The 17,904-nt window shown below is 54.0% G+C and carries 17 protein-coding genes; 2 read left to right on the plus strand and 15 right to left on the minus strand.

Annotation, left to right across the window (positions count from 1 at the left end):
- Together DCCM_RS16975 and DCCM_RS16980 are read left to right on the plus strand one after the other, a co-directional pair.
- Window positions 1-288: a hypothetical protein gene (locus DCCM_RS16975; protein WP_104373575.1), complete on the plus strand. Its 288-nt coding sequence runs from the start codon at window positions 1-3 to the stop codon at window positions 286-288.
- Entirely contained in the window at window positions 281-484 is a 204-nt protein-coding gene (locus tag DCCM_RS16980) for a hypothetical protein (RefSeq protein WP_104373576.1), read from the plus strand. The genes DCCM_RS16975 and DCCM_RS16980 overlap by 8 nt, the downstream gene beginning before the upstream one ends.
- 113 nt (window positions 485-597) lie before the next feature.
- On the opposite strand, the gene DCCM_RS16985 is transcribed toward DCCM_RS16980, so the two are convergent.
- The 15 genes from DCCM_RS16985 to DCCM_RS17055 all read right to left on the minus strand — a co-directional run bounded on the left by DCCM_RS16985 (window position 598) and on the right by DCCM_RS17055 (window position 17,859).
- Window positions 598-2,724, minus strand: coding sequence for a sodium-translocating pyrophosphatase (locus DCCM_RS16985; protein ID WP_174705175.1), 2,127 nt, complete (start codon window positions 2,722-2,724; stop codon window positions 598-600).
- Between the two features lie 61 nt (window positions 2,725-2,785).
- Window positions 2,786-3,010 (minus strand): preprotein translocase subunit SecG, encoded by a 225-nt coding sequence (gene secG, locus DCCM_RS16990; RefSeq protein WP_104373578.1) that lies wholly within the window; start codon window positions 3,008-3,010, stop codon window positions 2,786-2,788.
- Between the two features lie 99 nt (window positions 3,011-3,109).
- Window positions 3,110-4,390: a phosphopyruvate hydratase gene (eno, locus tag DCCM_RS16995; RefSeq protein WP_104373579.1), complete on the minus strand. Its 1,281-nt coding sequence runs from the start codon at window positions 4,388-4,390 to the stop codon at window positions 3,110-3,112.
- A 249-nt stretch (window positions 4,391-4,639) separates the two neighbouring features.
- Complete coding sequence (gpmI, locus tag DCCM_RS17000) at window positions 4,640-6,187, minus strand: 2,3-bisphosphoglycerate-independent phosphoglycerate mutase (protein ID WP_104373632.1); 1,548 nt, start codon at window positions 6,185-6,187, stop codon at window positions 4,640-4,642.
- 25 nt (window positions 6,188-6,212) lie between these two features.
- A complete protein-coding gene (gene tpiA, locus DCCM_RS17005; RefSeq protein ID WP_104373580.1) occupies window positions 6,213-6,971 on the minus strand; it encodes a triose-phosphate isomerase in 759 nt (252 codons plus the stop codon).
- Window positions 6,972-7,095: 124 nt separating this feature from the next.
- Entirely contained in the window at window positions 7,096-8,280 is a 1,185-nt protein-coding gene (locus DCCM_RS17010; protein ID WP_104373581.1) for a phosphoglycerate kinase, read from the minus strand.
- A 306-nt stretch (window positions 8,281-8,586) separates the two neighbouring features.
- Window positions 8,587-10,002 (minus strand): RNA polymerase factor sigma-54, encoded by a 1,416-nt coding sequence (gene rpoN / locus DCCM_RS17015; RefSeq protein WP_104373582.1) that lies wholly within the window; start codon window positions 10,000-10,002, stop codon window positions 8,587-8,589.
- 209 nt (window positions 10,003-10,211) lie between these two features.
- Window positions 10,212-10,799, minus strand: coding sequence for a DUF1405 domain-containing protein (locus DCCM_RS17020; RefSeq protein WP_104373583.1), 588 nt, complete (start codon window positions 10,797-10,799; stop codon window positions 10,212-10,214).
- A gap of 40 nt (window positions 10,800-10,839) precedes the next feature.
- Window positions 10,840-11,370, minus strand: coding sequence for an acyltransferase (locus DCCM_RS17025; RefSeq protein ID WP_104373584.1), 531 nt, complete (start codon window positions 11,368-11,370; stop codon window positions 10,840-10,842).
- Window positions 11,367-12,320 (minus strand): DNA-binding protein WhiA, encoded by a 954-nt coding sequence (gene whiA, locus DCCM_RS17030; protein WP_104373585.1) that lies wholly within the window; start codon window positions 12,318-12,320, stop codon window positions 11,367-11,369. The genes DCCM_RS17025 and whiA overlap by 4 nt, the downstream gene beginning before the upstream one ends.
- A gap of 181 nt (window positions 12,321-12,501) precedes the next feature.
- Window positions 12,502-13,368: a polysaccharide deacetylase family protein gene (locus DCCM_RS17035; RefSeq protein ID WP_104373586.1), complete on the minus strand. Its 867-nt coding sequence runs from the start codon at window positions 13,366-13,368 to the stop codon at window positions 12,502-12,504.
- A 43-nt stretch (window positions 13,369-13,411) separates the two neighbouring features.
- Window positions 13,412-14,734 (minus strand): gluconeogenesis factor YvcK family protein, encoded by a 1,323-nt coding sequence (locus DCCM_RS17040; RefSeq protein ID WP_104373587.1) that lies wholly within the window; start codon window positions 14,732-14,734, stop codon window positions 13,412-13,414.
- On the minus strand, window positions 14,734-15,609 hold the full coding sequence (rapZ, locus tag DCCM_RS17045) for an RNase adapter RapZ (protein WP_174705177.1): 876 nt from the start codon (window positions 15,607-15,609) through the stop codon (window positions 14,734-14,736). Before rapZ ends, DCCM_RS17040 begins: the two co-directional genes overlap by 1 nt.
- A gap of 53 nt (window positions 15,610-15,662) precedes the next feature.
- Complete coding sequence (locus DCCM_RS17050; RefSeq protein ID WP_104373589.1) at window positions 15,663-16,424, minus strand: PHP domain-containing protein; 762 nt, start codon at window positions 16,422-16,424, stop codon at window positions 15,663-15,665.
- A gap of 31 nt (window positions 16,425-16,455) precedes the next feature.
- Window positions 16,456-17,859 carry a phosphoglucose isomerase-related protein gene (locus DCCM_RS17055; protein WP_373855511.1) on the minus strand — a complete coding sequence of 468 codons (1,404 nt, stop codon included), beginning with the start codon at window positions 17,857-17,859 and terminating at the stop codon, window positions 16,456-16,458.
- Between the last annotated feature and the right edge of the window lie 45 nt (window positions 17,860-17,904).

Below are 17,904 nucleotides of genomic sequence, written 5' to 3' on the forward strand. Positions count from 1 at the left end.
GTGGATAAAAATACAAACTCCACCGGGCAGCAGGACGAGGTTATTCAAAAACTGACCAGGGATATCATGAAAGGAGCCAGATTGAAGCTGGTGGAACCGGTGCTGGACGAAAACCGCCGTTTGCTGGACCTTTTGCAGGCCCTTCAAAAACAGGAAAGAGATGATTTCGCCGCCATAAAGGCGCGCCTGGAACTGCTGGAGCATGCCGTGCAGCAAATACCCCTGCTCATTCTTTCCGCCATTCGGGATGCCATTAACCAGGCGGGAGTCGATGTCAAATATGAATGAAGCGGATAAACTGAATAAAGAGGTGGGCTCCCTGGCCAGCTCAATTAGGGCCAGGCTGGTCAACCCGGCTGAAACATTGGAAAACAGGGTGTCGGAAGTGGAACAAAAGGTTTTACTGTTAAACAGGATATGCATCCTGCTGTCCGCATTCACAACATTGTCCCTGGGAGGAATTGTATATATATTGACCAGGTAATACATTGTGGACATTTCTTCACGATAAATGATAAAGGTGAGGACAGGGTGCCCCCTTAGCAGAAAAACAGCCGGGCGAAATCGCCCGGCTGTTTTTTGAGTTTCAAGTGTTTATTACAGTTTCAGAAGAAGCGGACCAAGGATCAGGGAAATGGTACCGGCAACCTTGATCAGCGGGTTCATGGCAGGACCGGAGGTGTCCTTGCAGGGGTCACCAACGGTGTCACCGATAACGGCAGCCTTGTGCGGTTCGCTCTTCTTGCCGCCATAAGCGCCGCCTTCAATGTATTTCTTGGCGTTATCCCATGCGCCGCCGGCGTTGGCCAGGAACAGGGCCATCAGCACACCAACGGTGGTAAGTCCGCCCAGGAAGCCGGCCAGAGCCTTGGCTCCCAGAAGGAAACCAACCAAAATGGGAACGGATACGGCTACAACACCGGGGAAGATCATCTTGGCGATGGCGGAGCGGGTGGCAATGTCCACGCAACGGGCGTAGTCAGGCTTGCCTGTACCTTCCATGATGCCGGGGATCTCGCGGAACTGGCGGCGAACTTCTTCCACCATGCCGAATGCGGCTTCACCCACGGCGCGCATGGTGCTGGCGCCAATCAGGAAAGGAATGGCACCACCGATAAACACACCCACCAGAACGATAGGCTCGGTAAGGTTGACAACAAACTCGCCGTTGGGCAATACAGCGGCAAATTTGTGTTTTACACCGTCAACATAAGCGCTGAACAGGGCCAGAGCGGTAAGGGCCGCGGAACCGATGGCAAAGCCCTTGGCAATGGCGGCGGTGGTGTTGCCCACAGCGTCCAGCTTGTCGGTTTTCTCACGCACTTCTTTGGGAAGTTCGGCCATTTCGGCAATACCACCGGCGTTGTCAGCCACGGGACCGAAGGAGTCCATGGCCACAACCATACCCGCGGTGGAAAGCATACCCATGGCAGCCATGGCTATACCGTAAATGGACCACAGTAAAGACTGTCCTTCAGGAGCAAAAGCGGAAACTGCCCAGTAGGAAATGAAAATAGCGGCGGCAAAGGTCAGCATGGGGAAGAATACCGACTCCATACCAACAGCCAGACCGTGAATAACGTTGGTGGCGGGACCTGTTTTGGAAGCCTCGGCGATCCTGTTGACAGGGCCTTTGCCCGCGGCGGTGTAGTGCTCGGTAAGATAACCCACCAGAACGTTAACAATCAAACCGGCCATAACAGCCAGGAAGATACCCATATAAACGTTCTCAAAAGCCACGCCGGTGTCCTGACCGTTGATAATAACATGGGCTTCCGAGGGGAAAACAGCCTTGGCCACGAAGAATGTGCCGACGGCGGTAAGAACGTTGGTGCTCCACAGACCAACGTTCAGAGCGGCCTGCGGGTTGCCGCCCTCACTGGTGCGCACGGTAAATGTACCTATGATAGCTGAAATAATACCCACCGCGCCTACCAGCAGCGGGAAGATAACACCCGGGAAACCGAACAGAGTATTACCGATGAGCATTGCGGCAATAGTGGTGGCGCCGTAGGATTCAAACAGGTCGGCGCCCATACCGGCGGTGTCACCAACGTTGTCACCAACGTTGTCGGCAATGGTTGCGGGGTTGCGGGGATCGTCTTCAGGAATACCTGCTTCAACTTTACCCACCAGGTCGGCGCCCACGTCAGCAGCCTTGGTGTAGATACCGCCGCCAACACGGGCGAAGAACGCGATAACCGAGGCGCCGAAGGCGAAGCTGTTGATAATCAGCGGGCTTTGGAAAATGATGAAAAGAACGGAAACACCCAGAAGTCCAAGACCGGCCACGGAAAGACCCATAACTGCGCCGGCCCGGAAGGAAACCTGCAGGGCTTTGCCCAGTCCGCTGCTGCGGGCGGCTTCGGCTGTACGGGCGTTGGATTTGGTTGTACTGTTCATGCCGATATAACCGGCGATGGCTGAACAAACGGCGCCCACCAGGAATGAAATGGCGGAAGCCGGGCCCACGGGCAGGTGGGAGCCGGGTGCCTGGTGCACAAAATACTGTGCGGCCCACAATAATACGAAAATTACGATTGCGAAAGGAGCCAGTGTTTTATACTGGCGGTTCATGTACGCCATGGCGCCCTCTTGAACCGCTTCGGAAAGCTGCTTCATCTTGGGCGTGCCCATGCTTTCTTTAAGCACCTGGGACATTGTAAAAAGGGCAAACAGCAGCGCAATCGCGCCGGCGCCGGCAGCGTAATAGGCTAAGGTCATATTTTCCACTTTTAACTTTACCCTCCTCTTCCCCTAAAAGTTTTCTTTAGTTACCGGAGAATTACCACAAACCCAACAGTAGAGACGTAACCCCAAACAATATTGCAACAACCATTGTAACCTTGCCCAGCAACTCGTCCATTCCTTTTTTCTTGCCGAAAAAAGTTTCTGCGCCGCCGGCAATAGCCCCGGACAAGCCGGCACTTTTTCCAGACTGCAGTAAAACTGAAGCAATAAGAGCTATGGACATAATTACATGAAGGGCGGTTACCAGGCCCTTTAACACAACTTCACCTCCTCCAACATCTCATATGAAAAATATTATAGCACGGGGAGCAAAAAATGACAATCGGACGAACCTTTTACAGGCCTTAAAAGCAATTATTTATCTCAGGCAGTAAAGGGCTTGCCTACCTCCGTAACGGGCCACCTCGCCCAGTTCCTCCTCAATGCGCAGCAGCTGGTTGTACTTGGCCACCCGGTCGGTCCTGGAGGGAGCGCCTGTTTTAATTTGCCCGGCATTTGTGGCCACCACCAGGTCGGCTATGGTAACATCCTCGGTCTCCCCGGAGCGGTGGCTGACCACCGCGGTGAAGCCCGCCCTCTTGGCCATTTCTATGGCGTCCAGGGTTTCGGTAAGGGTGCCTATCTGGTTTACCTTGATCAGGATGGAATTGGCCACCCCTCCGGATATGCCCCTGGCCAGGCGCTCGGTGTTGGTCACAAAAAGGTCGTCCCCCACTATCTGGATACGCCTGCCCATTTTTTCAGTGAAGAGCTTCCACCCGTCCCAGTCATCCTCCGCCAGCCCGTCCTCAATGGAAAGTATGGGGTATTTGTCCAGCAGCGCCGCGTAGTATTCCACCATTTCCGTGGAGGAGCGGGGCTTTCCTTCCAGTATGTAAGCGCCGTCCCTGAACATTTCCGTGGCCGCGGCGTCTATGGCCAGGGCTATGTCGTCACCGGGCTTATAGCCGGCTTCTTTAACAGCCTCCACTATAACGGCCAGAGCCTCTTCATTGGAGCCCAGATTGGGGGCGAAGCCGCCCTCGTCGCCCACGGCGGTATTGAGGCCTTTCTTCTTCAGCACTTTTTTCAAAACATGAAACACCTCGGCGCCCATGCGCAGGGCTTCGGCAAAACTCCCGGCGCCCACGGGCATAACCATGAACTCCTGGATATCCACGTTGTTGTCCGCGTGCTTGCCGCCGTTCAAAATGTTCATCATGGGCACCGGCAGCTGTTTGGCGTTTACCCCGCCCAGGTACTGGTAAAGGGGCAGGCCCAGGGCATTGGAGGCTGCCTTGGCCGCGGCCAGGGAAACACCCAGTATGGCGTTGGCCCCCAGCTTACCCTTATTCGGAGTGCCGTCCAGTTCAATCAGGCTTTTGTCCAGCTCCACCTGCTCGGTGGAGTCGTAGCCCAGCACCTCCGGGGCAATAATATTGTTGACGTTCTCCACGGCCTTTGCCACTCCCTTGCCCAGGTAACGGCCGGAGTCCCCGTCCCTTAACTCAACCGCCTCGTAGGCTCCGGTGGATGCCCCGGAGGGAACCGCCGCCCTGCCCAGGGTGCCGTCCTCCAGCAGCACATCCACCTCAACGGTGGGATTGCCCCGGGAGTCCAGTATCTCCCTGGCATATACGTCCGCGATAATTGTTGACATTATATATTCCTCCTTTTAATGTAAGGGGACACACCTCTATGAATGTCTTTCCTTAGGGTTGAGGAATGTCCCCAACGTATGTAAGGGGACACACCTCTATGAATGTCTTTCCTTAGGGTTGAGGAATGTCCCCAACGTATGTAAGGGGACACACCTCTATGAATGCTTTCATTAGGGTGAGGAATGTCACCAACGTATGTCAGGGGACATTCCTCTATTGAGCCTCTTTGGGGTGGGGTGTGTCCGCAACTATTCTTTTATTATCAGGCTTTCTCCGGTCATTTCCCCGGGCTTGTCAATTCCCAGCAAATCCAGCATGGTGGGGGCTATATCCTCCAGCCGCCCTTTCCTGAGTTTAAGGCCGGACACATCATTCCCAATTAATATGAAAGGAACCGGATCCACGGTATGGGCCGTGAAGGGCTCCCCGGTTTCATCCTTCATGCGCTCGGCGTTGCCGTGGTCGGCGGTAAAAATAACCACCCCGTCCCTGCCCAGCACAGTTTCCACCAGCCTGCCCAGGGAGGAATCCACCGTTTCAACGGCTTTGACCGCCGCCTCCATGTTGCCGGTGTGGCCCACCATGTCCGGGTTGGCGTAATTCATGATGATGACCTTGTATTTATCCTGGGCCAATTGTTCCAGGGCGGCCCCGGTAACCTCCGGGGCGCTCATTTCCGGCTTCAGGTCGTAGGTGGCAACCTTTGGCGAGGGCACCAGTATGCGGTCCTCTCCCTCATTGGGGGGTTCCACCCCGCCGTTAAAAAAGAAAGTAACGTGAGCGTATTTTTCTGTTTCCGCCAGTCTCAGCTGTTTAATTTTTTTGCCCGACAGCACTTCCCCCAGGGTGTTGACTATTTTTTGGGGCCTGAAGGCCACCGGGGCCTCAATGGTTTTGTCATACTGGGTCATGCACACGAAGAACACCCGGGGCCGGTCCCCGGGCCGGTCAAAACCGTCGAACTCCCCGTCCACAAAGGCCCTGGTTATTTCCCTGGCCCTGTCCGGCCTGAAATTATAGAATATAATTGAGTCGCCGTCCCTTACGGTGGCCAGAGGATTTCCCGGGCCGTCCTCAATCACCGTGGGCAGAATAAACTCATCCGTCTTCTCCCGGCCGTAGGAGTCCCGGACCGCCGCCAGCGCCGACTTGGCCTTCAGCCCCTCACCCAGCACCATGGCCCGGTAAGCCTGCCGCACCCTCTCCCAGCGCCTGTCCCTGTCCATGGCGTAATAGCGGCCTATCACAGTGGCAATACGGCCCACGCCCAATTCTTTTATTTTATCTTCCAGCTGCCGCACATATTCCACCCCGCCGGTGGGGGAAGTATCCCGCCCATCCATGAAGCAGTGAATATAAACCTTTTCCAGGCGGCGTTTCCTGGCCATTTCCAGCAGGGCAAAAAGATGGGTGATGTGACTGTGCACCCCGCCGTCGGACAGCAGGCCCATCAGGTGCAGGGCGGAGTTGTTTTTCAAAGCGTTGTTCACCGCGTCCGTCAGTACCGTATTATTGTAGAAATCGCCGTCCCTGATGGACTTGCTGATACGGGTCAGCTCCTGGTATACAATTCTTCCCGCCCCAATATTCAAGTGTCCCACCTCGGAATTGCCCATCTGCCCCCCGGGCAGCCCCACTTCCTCTCCGGAGGCGTCAAGGGTGGTATGCGGGTAAAGGGACAGGAACTTGCAAATGTTCGGTGTATTGGCGCAGGCAACGGCATTGCCCTCTTTTTCATCCGTCAGACCCCAGCCGTCCGCAATTATCAGCACCAGGGGACCCTTCAGTCTTTTCACCAGATTCACTCCCAAATTTCTACTGTCACCTAGCTGCCTTTATTATCCCCGCAAAGCTGTCCGGCTTGAGGCTGGCGCCTCCCACCAGGGCACCGTCGATATCCGGCTTGCCCATTAGTCCGGCTGTGTTCTCCGGCTTAACGCTGCCCCCGTATTGAATGCGCACTTTCTCCGCCGCCTCCCGGCCGGCCACTTCCGCCAGCAGTCCCCGGATCAAGCCGTTGACCTTCTGGGCGTCGTCATCGGAGGCCGTCCTTCCGGTTCCAATGGCCCAGACCGGCTCATAGGCCATCACCAGGCTTGCCGTTTGTGTCCGGTCAAGCCCCGCCAGGGCGCCCCTAACCTGGGTGTCAATGACCTTCTCGGTTACGCCGGACTCCCTTTGCTCCAGGGTTTCACCCACGCATACTATGGGTATCAGCCCGTGCTTAAAGGCGGCTTTGACTTTTTTGTTCACTGTTTCGTCTGTTTCACCGAAATACTGCCTGCGCTCGGAGTGCCCCAGTATCACATATTTGCAGCCAATCTCCCTGAGCATCGGGGGAGAAATCTCCCCGGTAAAGGCTCCCTGTTCTTCCCAGTACATATTCTGGGCCGCCAGATTGATATCACTTCCGGCCAGGGCCTGGGCCGCGGCGCCCAGGGAGGTGTGGGGCGGGCACAAAACCACTTCCACACCGCCTGTCCCCCCGGCCAGCAGCTTTTTCAGCTCATTGATAAATTCAACGGTCTCCGGCACTGTTTTATACATTTTCCAGTTGCCTGCAATTAATGGCATACGCAATGTAACTTCAGCCTCCCATTCATATTAATAACAGCCGCTCCATCTGTCGGGAGTTTTCCTGTTCCAACTTCTCATTTCCCGCCTCCCGCCTCTCAATATTGAACGGCCTTTGCAATTATCTCCTTTACATGTCCTGCAGGGCGGCCACTCCGGGCAGCAGCTTACCCTCCAGAAATTCCAGTGAAGCCCCGCCGCCTGTGGAAATATGGGACACTTTATCCGCCAGGCCGGCCTTTTTCACCGCGGAGACGGAATCCCCGCCGCCCACCACCGTAACAGCGCCGCTGTCGGCCAGCGCCCGGGCCACTTCAAAAGTGCCCCTGGCAAAGGGAGCCATTTCGAACACCCCCATGGGTCCGTTCCATACAACAGTTTTCGCCTTTCTGATGGCCCCGCCGAACAAATCAATACTCTCCGGGCCTATATCCAGGGCCATCCAGTCGCCGGGAATCCCGTCCGCCGGCACAACCTTCTGCTCGGCGTCGGGGTCCGCTGCCAGGGCAACCACCAGGTCCACCGGCAAAAGCATCTCTATGCCCTTTGCCGCCGCTTTTTCCATAAGCTCCCCGGCCAACTCCGCCTTATCGGGTTCCAGCAGAGATTTGCCGGTTTCGTACCCCTTCGCCCGGAGGAAGGTATTGGCCATGCCCCCCCCGATAATCAGGGTATCCACTTTCTCCAGCAGGTTGCCGATTACCCCTATTTTATCGGAAACCTTGGCCCCTCCCAGAATGGCCACAAAGGGTCTTTCCGGGTTGAACACGGCCCGCCCCAGCATTTCCAGTTCTCTTTCCATAAGAAAACCGGCCACTCCGGGTATTATCCGGGCCACCCCCTCGGTGGAAGCGTGCGCCCTGTGGGCGGCGCCGAAGGCGTCGTTTACGTACAAATCCGCCAGCTTGGCCAACCGGGCGGCAAAGCCGGGGTCGTTCTTTTCCTCTTCGGGATGGAACCTGACATTCTCAAGCAAAAGCACATCGCCCGGCTGCATACTTTCTATAGCCCTGGCGGGCTCGTCGCCCACACAGTCATCCACCTTGACCACTTCGTTGTCCAGCAATTGCTGCAGTTTCTCCGCCACGGGGTTCAATCTGTAGCGGTCATCCACCTTACCCTTGGGCCTTCCCAGATGAGAAGCCAGTATTACCCTGGCCCCGTGCTCCGTGAGATATTTAATGGTGGGCAGGGCGGCCCTGATCCTGGTATCGTCGGCCACATTGCCCCCCTGGTCCAGCGGCACGTTAAAGTCAACTCTCACCAGCACCCTTTTACCGGACACATCAATATCCCTTAAACTTTTTTTGGGCATTTGCAACACCCCTTCCGATTGGTATCATTTCCAATTTTATACTTTAATTTAAGCTAAAAAACAAACCGGCCTGTCACCACCGGTAATACTTATCGGAACAGGAACCAGTTTTATTTTGCTTCAAAAGGTATTCTATCATGTATATTTGACAGCCGGTACAAATATGCGCCAAACCGGCTTTAAATTCACCCAAATGTTAATCATGTTATTCGATTCGCCGCCGGAAAAACAGTTCCTTCAATACGGCATATATTTCCGCGCAAAAAAGGCCCTTGCGCTATCCGCCAAAGGCCTTCCCTTTTAATTTTAATACCGTTTTCTTTTCCGGATGGGGGCTATATTCAATTCATCCCTGTATTTGGCCACGGTGCGGCGGGATATTTTTATCCCCCGCTGCTTGAATATCTCGGCGATTTTCTGATCATTGAAGGGATTGGCGGAATCCTCCGAGGCCACAATCTCCTGCAGCATTTTTTTAATGCTCTCGGCGGAGGTCATGGTGCCGGAAGAATTGCTCAGCCCGGAGCTGAAGAAATATTTCATCTCCAGCACCCCCTGGGGAGTCTGTATATATTTATTGGAGGTGGCCCGGCTGACCGTGGACTCGTGCAGTCCCACCAGGTCGGCCACCTTTTTGAGATTTAACGGTTTTAAATATTTCACCCCGTAATCCAGAAAATCCCTTTGCAGCTCAACCAGGCAGCTGGCTACTTTATACAGGGTCATGCGCCTTTGCTCAATGCTTTTAATCAGCCAGGCGGCGGCGTTCAGCTTGCTCTCCACAAAACGGCGGGTTTTGGAATCGGTATCCTTATCCTGGGACAATACCGATCGGTAGGTGGAATTTATGGTTAAACGGGGCACCGACGTGTCATTCACCAGTATCACGTATTCCCCGCCCACTTTTTCCAGCACTATTTCCGGCACAATATAACGGGTTTCGTTGGAGTTTGTAAAATTCCTCCCGGGCTTGGGATCAAGTGTTTTAATATAATCAGCCACCCGCTGGATTTCCTGCACCGGAACCCCAAGGGTCTGGGCCATTCTGCTGAGCTTTCCCTTGGCCAGATCCATAAGGTGGTTCTGAATAACCTGCCTGAGCAGCAAATCTTTATTGCCTAACTGGTCAACCTGTATCAACAGGCATTCCTCCAGGGATCTTGCCCCCACCCCCGACGGGTCGAAGGTTTGAACCAGTTTTAAAGCCTCCTCCACCTCGGATCTGGTGGCGCCCATTTGAACCGCCGCGTCCTCCAGCGATGTTTGCAGATAGCCGTGTTCATCCAGGTTGCCAATCAGATACTCCGCTATATTTCTGATCCTGTCCGAACAAAGGCATAAATTCAGCTGGAAAGTAAGGTGTTCCACCAGAGTCGGGGCCAGGCTGAGGAAATTCTCATAGGTGTACTGGTTTTTCTCCGAATTTCTTTCCACTTTGTTATAGCCCGGATCGCCGCTGTCGTTGAAATAATTCTCCCAGTCAATGTCATATTCTTTATCACGCTCAGTTTCCTTCCCCGCTTCAGACATTTCTACGGTCTCTGTTTCAGCCTTGTCCTGATCCTCGTTGATCTCCAGCAGGGGGTTTTCCTGAAGCTGCTGCTCAATGTAGGATTCCAGTTCCAGAGAGGAAAGCTGCAAAACAGTAATAGCCTGGCGCAGTTCAGGGGTCATGATTAATTTTTGCGTTTGTTCGATGTTGAGACCATAACCCATGCGCATTGCCTTTCACCCCTTGATCTTCGATAATCCCCCGGAAAGCCTGCCACATTTCATAAATTCCGGGCAGCCTCCGAATTGATTTTAAAACGTTCAATATTGTCAAAAAAATTTTAATAAATAATAAATTCTCTGTTTACAGCGAAATTTCCTGCCTTCCCTGGCCTGATACCAGCATATTCGCAAGGTAAATGTTTCATTACCCAGCTAAATTATCTTCTCAGCCTTGCGGGAAAGAGCAGCCGCAAGCCGGTCAGGGCCGTCATTATCAATGCTGTTGACAGCGCCAGGACAAATTGTCCGGACATGTAAAAATAGGGATGAAGCTGGTAACGGTAATCCGCCAGGTCATTCAAAATCATCCAGGCCAGGACGCCCGCGCCCTGGACCGGCGCAACCCGGAGGGTTCGCAGGTATATCCACCCCTCCAGGGCCATTCCCAGGTGCGAAAGCCAGAGAAACACCTCTGTAAGGGCAATTTCACCACCGCTAAGCCAGTAATCGGTAATCAGCACCACGGCCCACAGCCCGTATTTAATGCAGGTGGCGCACGCCAGGGCGCCAATGGCGCCGCTCCTGAGGCCCAGCAGAAACAAACCGGCCATAAGGGCGAACAGCGTGGTGGAAAGCGGGCTGTCCGGAACAAGAGGCCATACCGCCGGCGGGGTTTCGGAAAGCTGCCCGCCGTACCAGTAATACCCGTAAATGGAGCCGAAAAAATTTATAACCAGCAAAGGTATTAAAAAACGCTTCTGCCACGGATTTTTCCAAAGTTCACGCCAAAGCTCGAAGGGATTCATTGATATAATGTTCCTTGTCTTATACTATGTTGCTTTCAGCCTATTTGCCAACGGTTTCCATACAATCCGCCGCAATGTTATAGTTTTCCCTGACAACCTTCGCGGGCACTCCCGCCGCCAGCGCCCCGGGGGGAATATCCCGGTTGACCAGCGAGCCCGCCCCCACCACCGCGCCGTCACCTATGCTTACTCCGGGCAGAACGGTGCTGTTGGCGCCCAGCATTACCTCCCTGCCTATCTTAACCGTCCCGGTGCGATACTCCCTGATTAAAAATTCGTGGCACAATATGGTGCAGTTATAACCCAGCACGGAGTTCTCACCGATGGAAATAAGCTGGGGGAAAAAAACATCCATCATGGCCATCAGCCCCACCGAGGTATTCTTTCCAACCTTCATTCCAAGGCTCTTATATAGCCATCTTTTCAAATGCAGCGAAGGCAGGTAGCGGCATAATGTTATGATGGCAAAATTCCAGCACACCCGGAGCGGATTAACCGCGCTGCACCAGAGGTGCAGTGAATTTTTGCCGGGCGGGGAAGGCACGTGCTTCAGCCGCCTCCGGTCGGTCATTTATGGGTCCTCCGTTGGTTCATTCTGAACTTTTCGGCAATTTCCTCTATTTTTCTCATCCTGTGGTTGATGCCGGACTTGCCCAGCCGGGGTTCCATCATGTCCCCCAGTTCCCTGAGGCTGACGTCCGGGTGGGCCAGCCTGGCCTCCGCCACCACTTTAAGGGACGGGGGCAGTTTGCCCAGCCCCATGTGCCTGTCCACCAGATTAATATTATCCAGCTGCCTCACCGCGGCATCCACGGTTTTGTTCAAATTTGCCGTTTCACAGTTTACCAGGCGGTTGACCTGGTTGCGCATATCCTTGTAAATACGGGTGTTTTCAAACTCCAGCAGGGCCGTATGGGCTCCGATTATACTCAAAAAATTAACAATCTGCTCGCTTTCCTTCAAATAAACCACGAACCAGTTTTTCCGGCGGCTTATTTTGGCCGACAGCTTGAACTTTCTGATAAGCTCCGCCAGGTCGGCGGCATGACTCTCGTTAGTGGTTATAATTTCTAAATGGTAAGTGCCCTCCGGGTTGCTTACCGAACCACCGCCCAGAAAGGCGCCCCTGAGGTAGGAGCGGCGGCAGCAGTCCCGGCGGATAAACTGGTTTTTAATGCCCTGCAGAAAATTTCCCCTTTTATTCAAAAGGCCCAGGGCTGCGAGTATTTCCAGGGTCTTGGGCTGTGGCGGCACCTGCACCATGTAAACATTATTTTTACGCAGCTTTATCTTTTTCTCAGCCTGCACTTCCGTTTGAACACCGAATAACTCCCTGAGAAGAATAAAAATTTTCCTGGCCACGGCAGCGTTTTCATTAACAATTTTCAATAAAACCTGCTTGTCGCTGATTTGGATGCTGCCGTCCAGCTTGGCCAGGGCGGACAGTTCCGCTATTTTGCAGCAGCGGTTTACATTTAACACCCGGGCCAATTCATTTTTTGTCAACGTGGAGAAGGACAATCCTCAAATCCCCCTCTCTCCCTCGCAAATATTATACCACAATGCAAAAAATAAGCCCAGGAAAATAGCGGTATTGCCCTTCTCCCGGCCAAAATAAAAATTACGGACATAGGTTTGGAACGTTCCTTGCTTGAAGGCAGGCCGGCCTGGGCACAACCCCGCAGCCACGGAACTCCCCGGTTTAGATGGCCTTGGAAGGTTTCCCTGTTCTCTGCCATTTGCTCAGCTCGTATATAAATCTGCCCTGGGTATAATCCCCCCGCACCCGGATTCTTCTCAGGGTATAAATGCCGTCACTTTCCCTGGCCAGACCCTGTTTTGTGGTAACCGCCGCCAGGTAGCCGCTTTCCCTCACCATATCCACCACCCTTTGATTATAATTTCCATAAGGATAGCAGAACACATCCACTTTTTTACCCAGACCCTTTTCCAGTTTTATTTTGCTCCGGGCTATTTCCTTCCGGGCCCTGTCCGGGTCCACCTCCGCCAGGTGAGGGTGGCTTAAGGTGTGGGAACCTATGGTTATTCCCCCGGAGGACATTTCCCTCAATTCCTTCCATCCGGCCATGTGATTCAGGGGCTGGCGCCCCGCCCTGTAGTCAAAATCATTGATTCCCCCGATGGTGTCGGCCACCACGAAAACCGTGGCGGTCATTCCATACTTTTTCAGTATGGGAAAGGCATAGGTGTAATTATCCAGGTAGCCGTCGTCAAAGGTTATAACCACCGGTTTTTTCGGAAGAGGCCTGCCCCGTTTAAAGTACTCCGCCAAATCCACAAGGGAAATGGAGTGGAAGCCTTTTTTCTTCAGAAACCGGAGCTGCCTGTCGAAAGACCTGGGTGTAACCCTGAGGCCATATCCGCCCACAAAGGGGTCGGGGTTGACCTTGTGATACATTAATACGGGAACTTCCCGGGAAATGTCGCCGGTATAAGCGTAATCGGCCAGGGACTCCGCCAGATCGTCCCTGGCGCAGCCCACGGCGTAAAAAAATACATATACGGACAGGGCTGTAATTACCAGCAAAGCAATTATCTTTTTAGCCATTTGATTAAATTACTCCGCGCTTATTAACATTTTTTACAGGCTTTCAGTCTGCCTGGCCGTTGCCCATGCCATGCAACAGACTCATTCTTTCCAGGGGCTTTTTATTGGCCAGGGTAAGATTAATAATGGTTTCCGCAAGCTTTTTCGGATTGTGCCTTGCCATGTCCCCGCCGGCCAGGAATTCTCCGGTAACGGCCTTTGCTCCCAGTTTTTCTATTTCCCTGGGGTCCACCCGGACTTTTACGGCCCCTTCCTTGCTGTAGCGGTTTTTCAGGAAAGCCGGTATTTCCTCCGTGTTCACCGCCATATAGTCCACAACCTCCCCGGAGTGAGCCACTATCGCCCCCAGGTGTTCACTGGCGGTATAACCGTCTGTTTCTCCGGGTTGGGTCATTATATTGCACACATATATTTTTATAGCCCGGGTACGGGCCAGGGCATCGGCCATACCCCGCACCATCAGGTTGGGAATTATGCTGGTATACAGGCTGCCGGGGCCGAGTATGACGGCATCCGCCTCGTGAATGGCCTTCAGTGCCTCCGGAAGAGGGTAACAGTCCGCGGGGTCCAGAAAAACCCTCTCTATCCGCCTGCCGTACCCGGGAATGCTGGACTCCCCCCAAACTACGGCCCCATCGGAAAATTCCGCGCCCAGCCTCACATCCTCCAGGGTGGCCGGCAGCACCCGCCCCCGAATGGCCAATACCCTGCTCATACCCTGCACCCCTTGATGAAAGCCGCCGGCCACTTCATTCAAAGCGGCCAGCAATAGGTTCCCCAGATTGTGGCCCTTTAGTTCACCCGTGGTAAACCGGTATTGCAACAGGGCTTCCATAAGGGATTCTTTATCGGCCAGGGCAACCATGCAGTTGCGGATATCCCCGGGGGGCAGGATACCCAGATCACCCCTCAGCCGGCCGGAGCTTCCTCCGTCGTCCGCCACGGAAACTATGGCGGTAATGTTGCTGGTATAATCTTTAATACCCCTCAACAGCACGGACAGGCCGGAGCCGCCGCCGATTACCACAATTCTGGGCCCCCGGCGCAGATATCGCCTGCTGTAAATAATATCCACCAGCCGCTGCTCCCCCGCCGGAGCCAGCACGGCGATAATGGAACGAAAAGTTCTTTGCAGCCCCAGCAGTACGGCCGCCAGTCCGGTAAGGGGAAATACCAGCACCCAGGGCCAGCCGGCCAGGGGTCCAAGTATCTCCCGGGCGCCGGCCATTATTTCGGTTCTGGTGACAGGCATCAGCAAGCCTGCCAGCAGCACGGTGCCCCCCAGGGTCAGCGCGGTGCCGGCCAGCACCAGAAACAGCCAGCGTTTCACATGAAGGCCGGGATATAGCCACTTAAACAAATTCATTACTTACCGGTCCCCGCGTCCCGGTCCAGGTCCCTGTGCCGTACTTTAACTCTATAGCTTTTATTCTTGAGATATTCAGTAAGTTTGTTGGCCAGGGTAACCGAGCGGTGTTTTCCTCCTGTACAGCCGACGGCTATCATCAATGTGGTTTTTCCCTCCTTGACATACTGGGGGAGCAAAAACTCAATCAGTTCGAATAATTTATCCATAAAACCGGTGGCTCCGGGGGTGCTTAAAACAAAATTCTGGACGTCCGGATGGTTCCCGGTGAGCGGCCGCAGCACCGGATCATAATGGGGGTTGGGCAGAAACCTGACATCGAAAACCAGGTCGCTGTCCATGGGTATACCGTATTTGTATCCAAAGGACACCACCGTGACCCGAAGCCGGGAAGTATCGGCGCTGTCTCCGTACAAATTGTTCATTTCCTCTTTTAGCTGGGCGGGGCTCATGGTGGAGGTGTCAATTATTTTGTGGGCCAAACCCCGCAGCTCTTCGAGTTTTTTCCTCTCTTTCAACACCCACTGCAACACCTCGCCGTCGGGACTTAAAGGGTGGCTCCGCCGGGATTCTTTAAAGCGCCTGATCAGGGTTTCATCCGAAGCCTCCAAAAACAATATATGATACCTGACATCCGATTGATCCAATTCAGCCAAAACTTCGGACAGGGAGTCGAAAAATTCTCCGCCCCTGACATCCACCACCAGGGCGATTTTTTTAATTTCAGCCTTGGACTGCACGCAAAGTTCGGCAAATTTGGGTATCAGCGCGGGCGGGATGTTGTCCACGCAAAAATAGCCCATATCCTCAAGACAGCGCACGGCCTGGGTCTTTCCGGCTCCGGAAAGGCCTGATACAATAATTAAGCTCTGCATGGACAATATATCCCCCTCCCATATTGAATTCTATACTGTCATTGCTAAAAAATCTATACCCGGCGAAATTTCCCTGCCGGGAAATCACTCCGGGTATTAAACACCTGCTCCATTGGAAAATTAAGGCGCTCCAGCAGGGCTTCCCCTTCTCCCAGCCGGCCCACCCCGGACGGGGTGTGAGCGTCACTGTTAACGGAAATGGGAGTCCCGTGGCGCAGGGCCGCGGTTACAATTTCTTCCTTGTCGTATTTGTGGCCGGTATTAATTTCCATGGCCGTGCCGTACCGGGCGCAAACCCTGGCCAGCTCGTCCAAATCCACCGCCAGCATAAGATTGGGGTGGCTCACTATGTCCACCGGGTTTTTGCGGACAGCCTCAGCCTGCGCCTTGGTGTTGCCGCTTCGCAGCCGCTCCCTGGCAAATCTGCTCACCCTGGCAAACTGGTTGGGCAATAGCCAGGTCAGCGCTTCGGACCCGCGATCCGGCAGTACGAAGGGATGGAGTCCGGCCACCAGCAGGTCCAGCCTCCCGGCCAGCTCCGGGGGTATGTCCAGTTTTCCGTCGGTACCGGTGACATTGGCCTCCGCCCCGATTAAAACCCTTATCTGAAATTCCTCTTCAAGCTTTCCGGCTTCAGCGGCGGATTCCCGGTACACCGAAAGATTTTCAACCCCGATGCCGATGCCCCGGGGGCCGTGATCCGTTATACCCACCGCCTTCAGTCCCGATTTTGCCGCCGCCTGGACATTTTCCCGGATGGTTCCCCTGCCGTCGCTTTTCACCGTGTGGGTATGGAAATCCGCCCATAGTCGCATTTTGCCTTAACGTCATCTCCCGCTTCAATGGTTATATTTCAAACACTATCCGCTCATTATTATATTTCTCCACCTGCTTTTCGTATTCAGCCCGCCTGCCGGCGTAATCCTCCCTGCCCATCAGGGCGTAGGTTATGTTTTTGCCTTCCTCCACCCCCGGCTGATTATAGGGGTTTATATCCCAGAGCCCGGCTGTGAACACCACCAGGGCCTCGTAAAAATAAAACAGCGCTCCCAGGGATTCCGGGGATATATCCTTAACGGTTATCCGGTAGCAGGGTGTTCCAGTCCCCACCAGACTCATCTCCGTTGACAGCTGCTCTATGGCCAACTGCTCCGCCATGGTATGTCCGGCAAAATAGGAATACTCCTTCTCCTTTGAAAACTCCCCGGTCAGGGGAATGTCCCCGGAGAAGGCTTCAACCCTGGCAAAACCTATTACTTTGTCCGCCGGCCCCTCTTTGAAAAGCTGCAGAATTGAATGCTGGTCCGTGGCTCCCAGGCTGGTTAAAGGAGTGGTCCCCGCGTTAACCGCCTCTCCCTTGCCGGACAGCCTTTTGCCCAGGCTTTCCGCCCAGAGCTGCACAAACCAGAGCCCGAATTCAAAAAGAAAGCTGCTGTAATTAAAAAGCACATGGATGGACTTTCCCTTTAGCGCCAGTTCGTACAGGCATGTTCCCAGGGCGAACAGGCTGTTATTCTCCGGCGGGTTGTCAATTATCGACCCGTGCACCGCCCGGGCCCCCGCCATAAGCCTGGCGCTGTCCACCCCGGCAATTTCCGAGGGCAAAAAGCCCACCGAGGAAAGAACCGAGTACCTGCCGGGCAGATCCCCGGGTATGTGCAGCAGGTGGCACCCCAGGTCCCGGGCGATATGGTTGATGCCGTTGTCCGCTTTATCACAGATTATCACTATATCCTTTACATCCCCGCCGGCCTCCCGGTATTTTTTATAAAAATATATAAACTGCGCCGCGGTTTCCGGGGTGGAGCCGGATTTGCTGGTATAAATCAGGGCTGTCTTTTTAATATCGATGATATTCTCCAGTTTGGCCACCAGCAGGGGGTCAAGATTGTCCAGTATAAACAGCCGGGGCTCATCCCGCCGCTCCATGTTATAAAAGGGCCCTTTGAGGAACTGCAGCACCGCCCTGGCGCCCAGGGCGGACCCGCCGATGCCCAGAACCAGAACGTTTTGGTATTTGGTTTTTATTTTTTGGGCCAGCTCTTTAATGCCGGGTATGGAGGCCTCCTCAGCCAGGGAAAGGGCCAGGGGGGATTTTCCCTCTTTTAATGAAGTTTGAAACTGCTCAAACACCCCGGCATACTTTCGGGGGTATCCCTTAAATTCATTTGCCGGAATAAATCCCCCGGCGCCGTCGCCACCCAGCAGGTGTCCGATATCAACACTCATTATCCCGTTCAAAATAATCACTCCTTGTATGCTATGACCAACAGGCTAATTTCCAGCCGGTCATAT

The sequence above is a fragment of the Desulfocucumis palustris genome, assembly GCF_002933875.1.
In the GTDB taxonomy this organism is placed as follows: Bacteria; Bacillota; Desulfotomaculia; order Desulfotomaculales; family Desulfocucumaceae; genus Desulfocucumis; species Desulfocucumis palustris.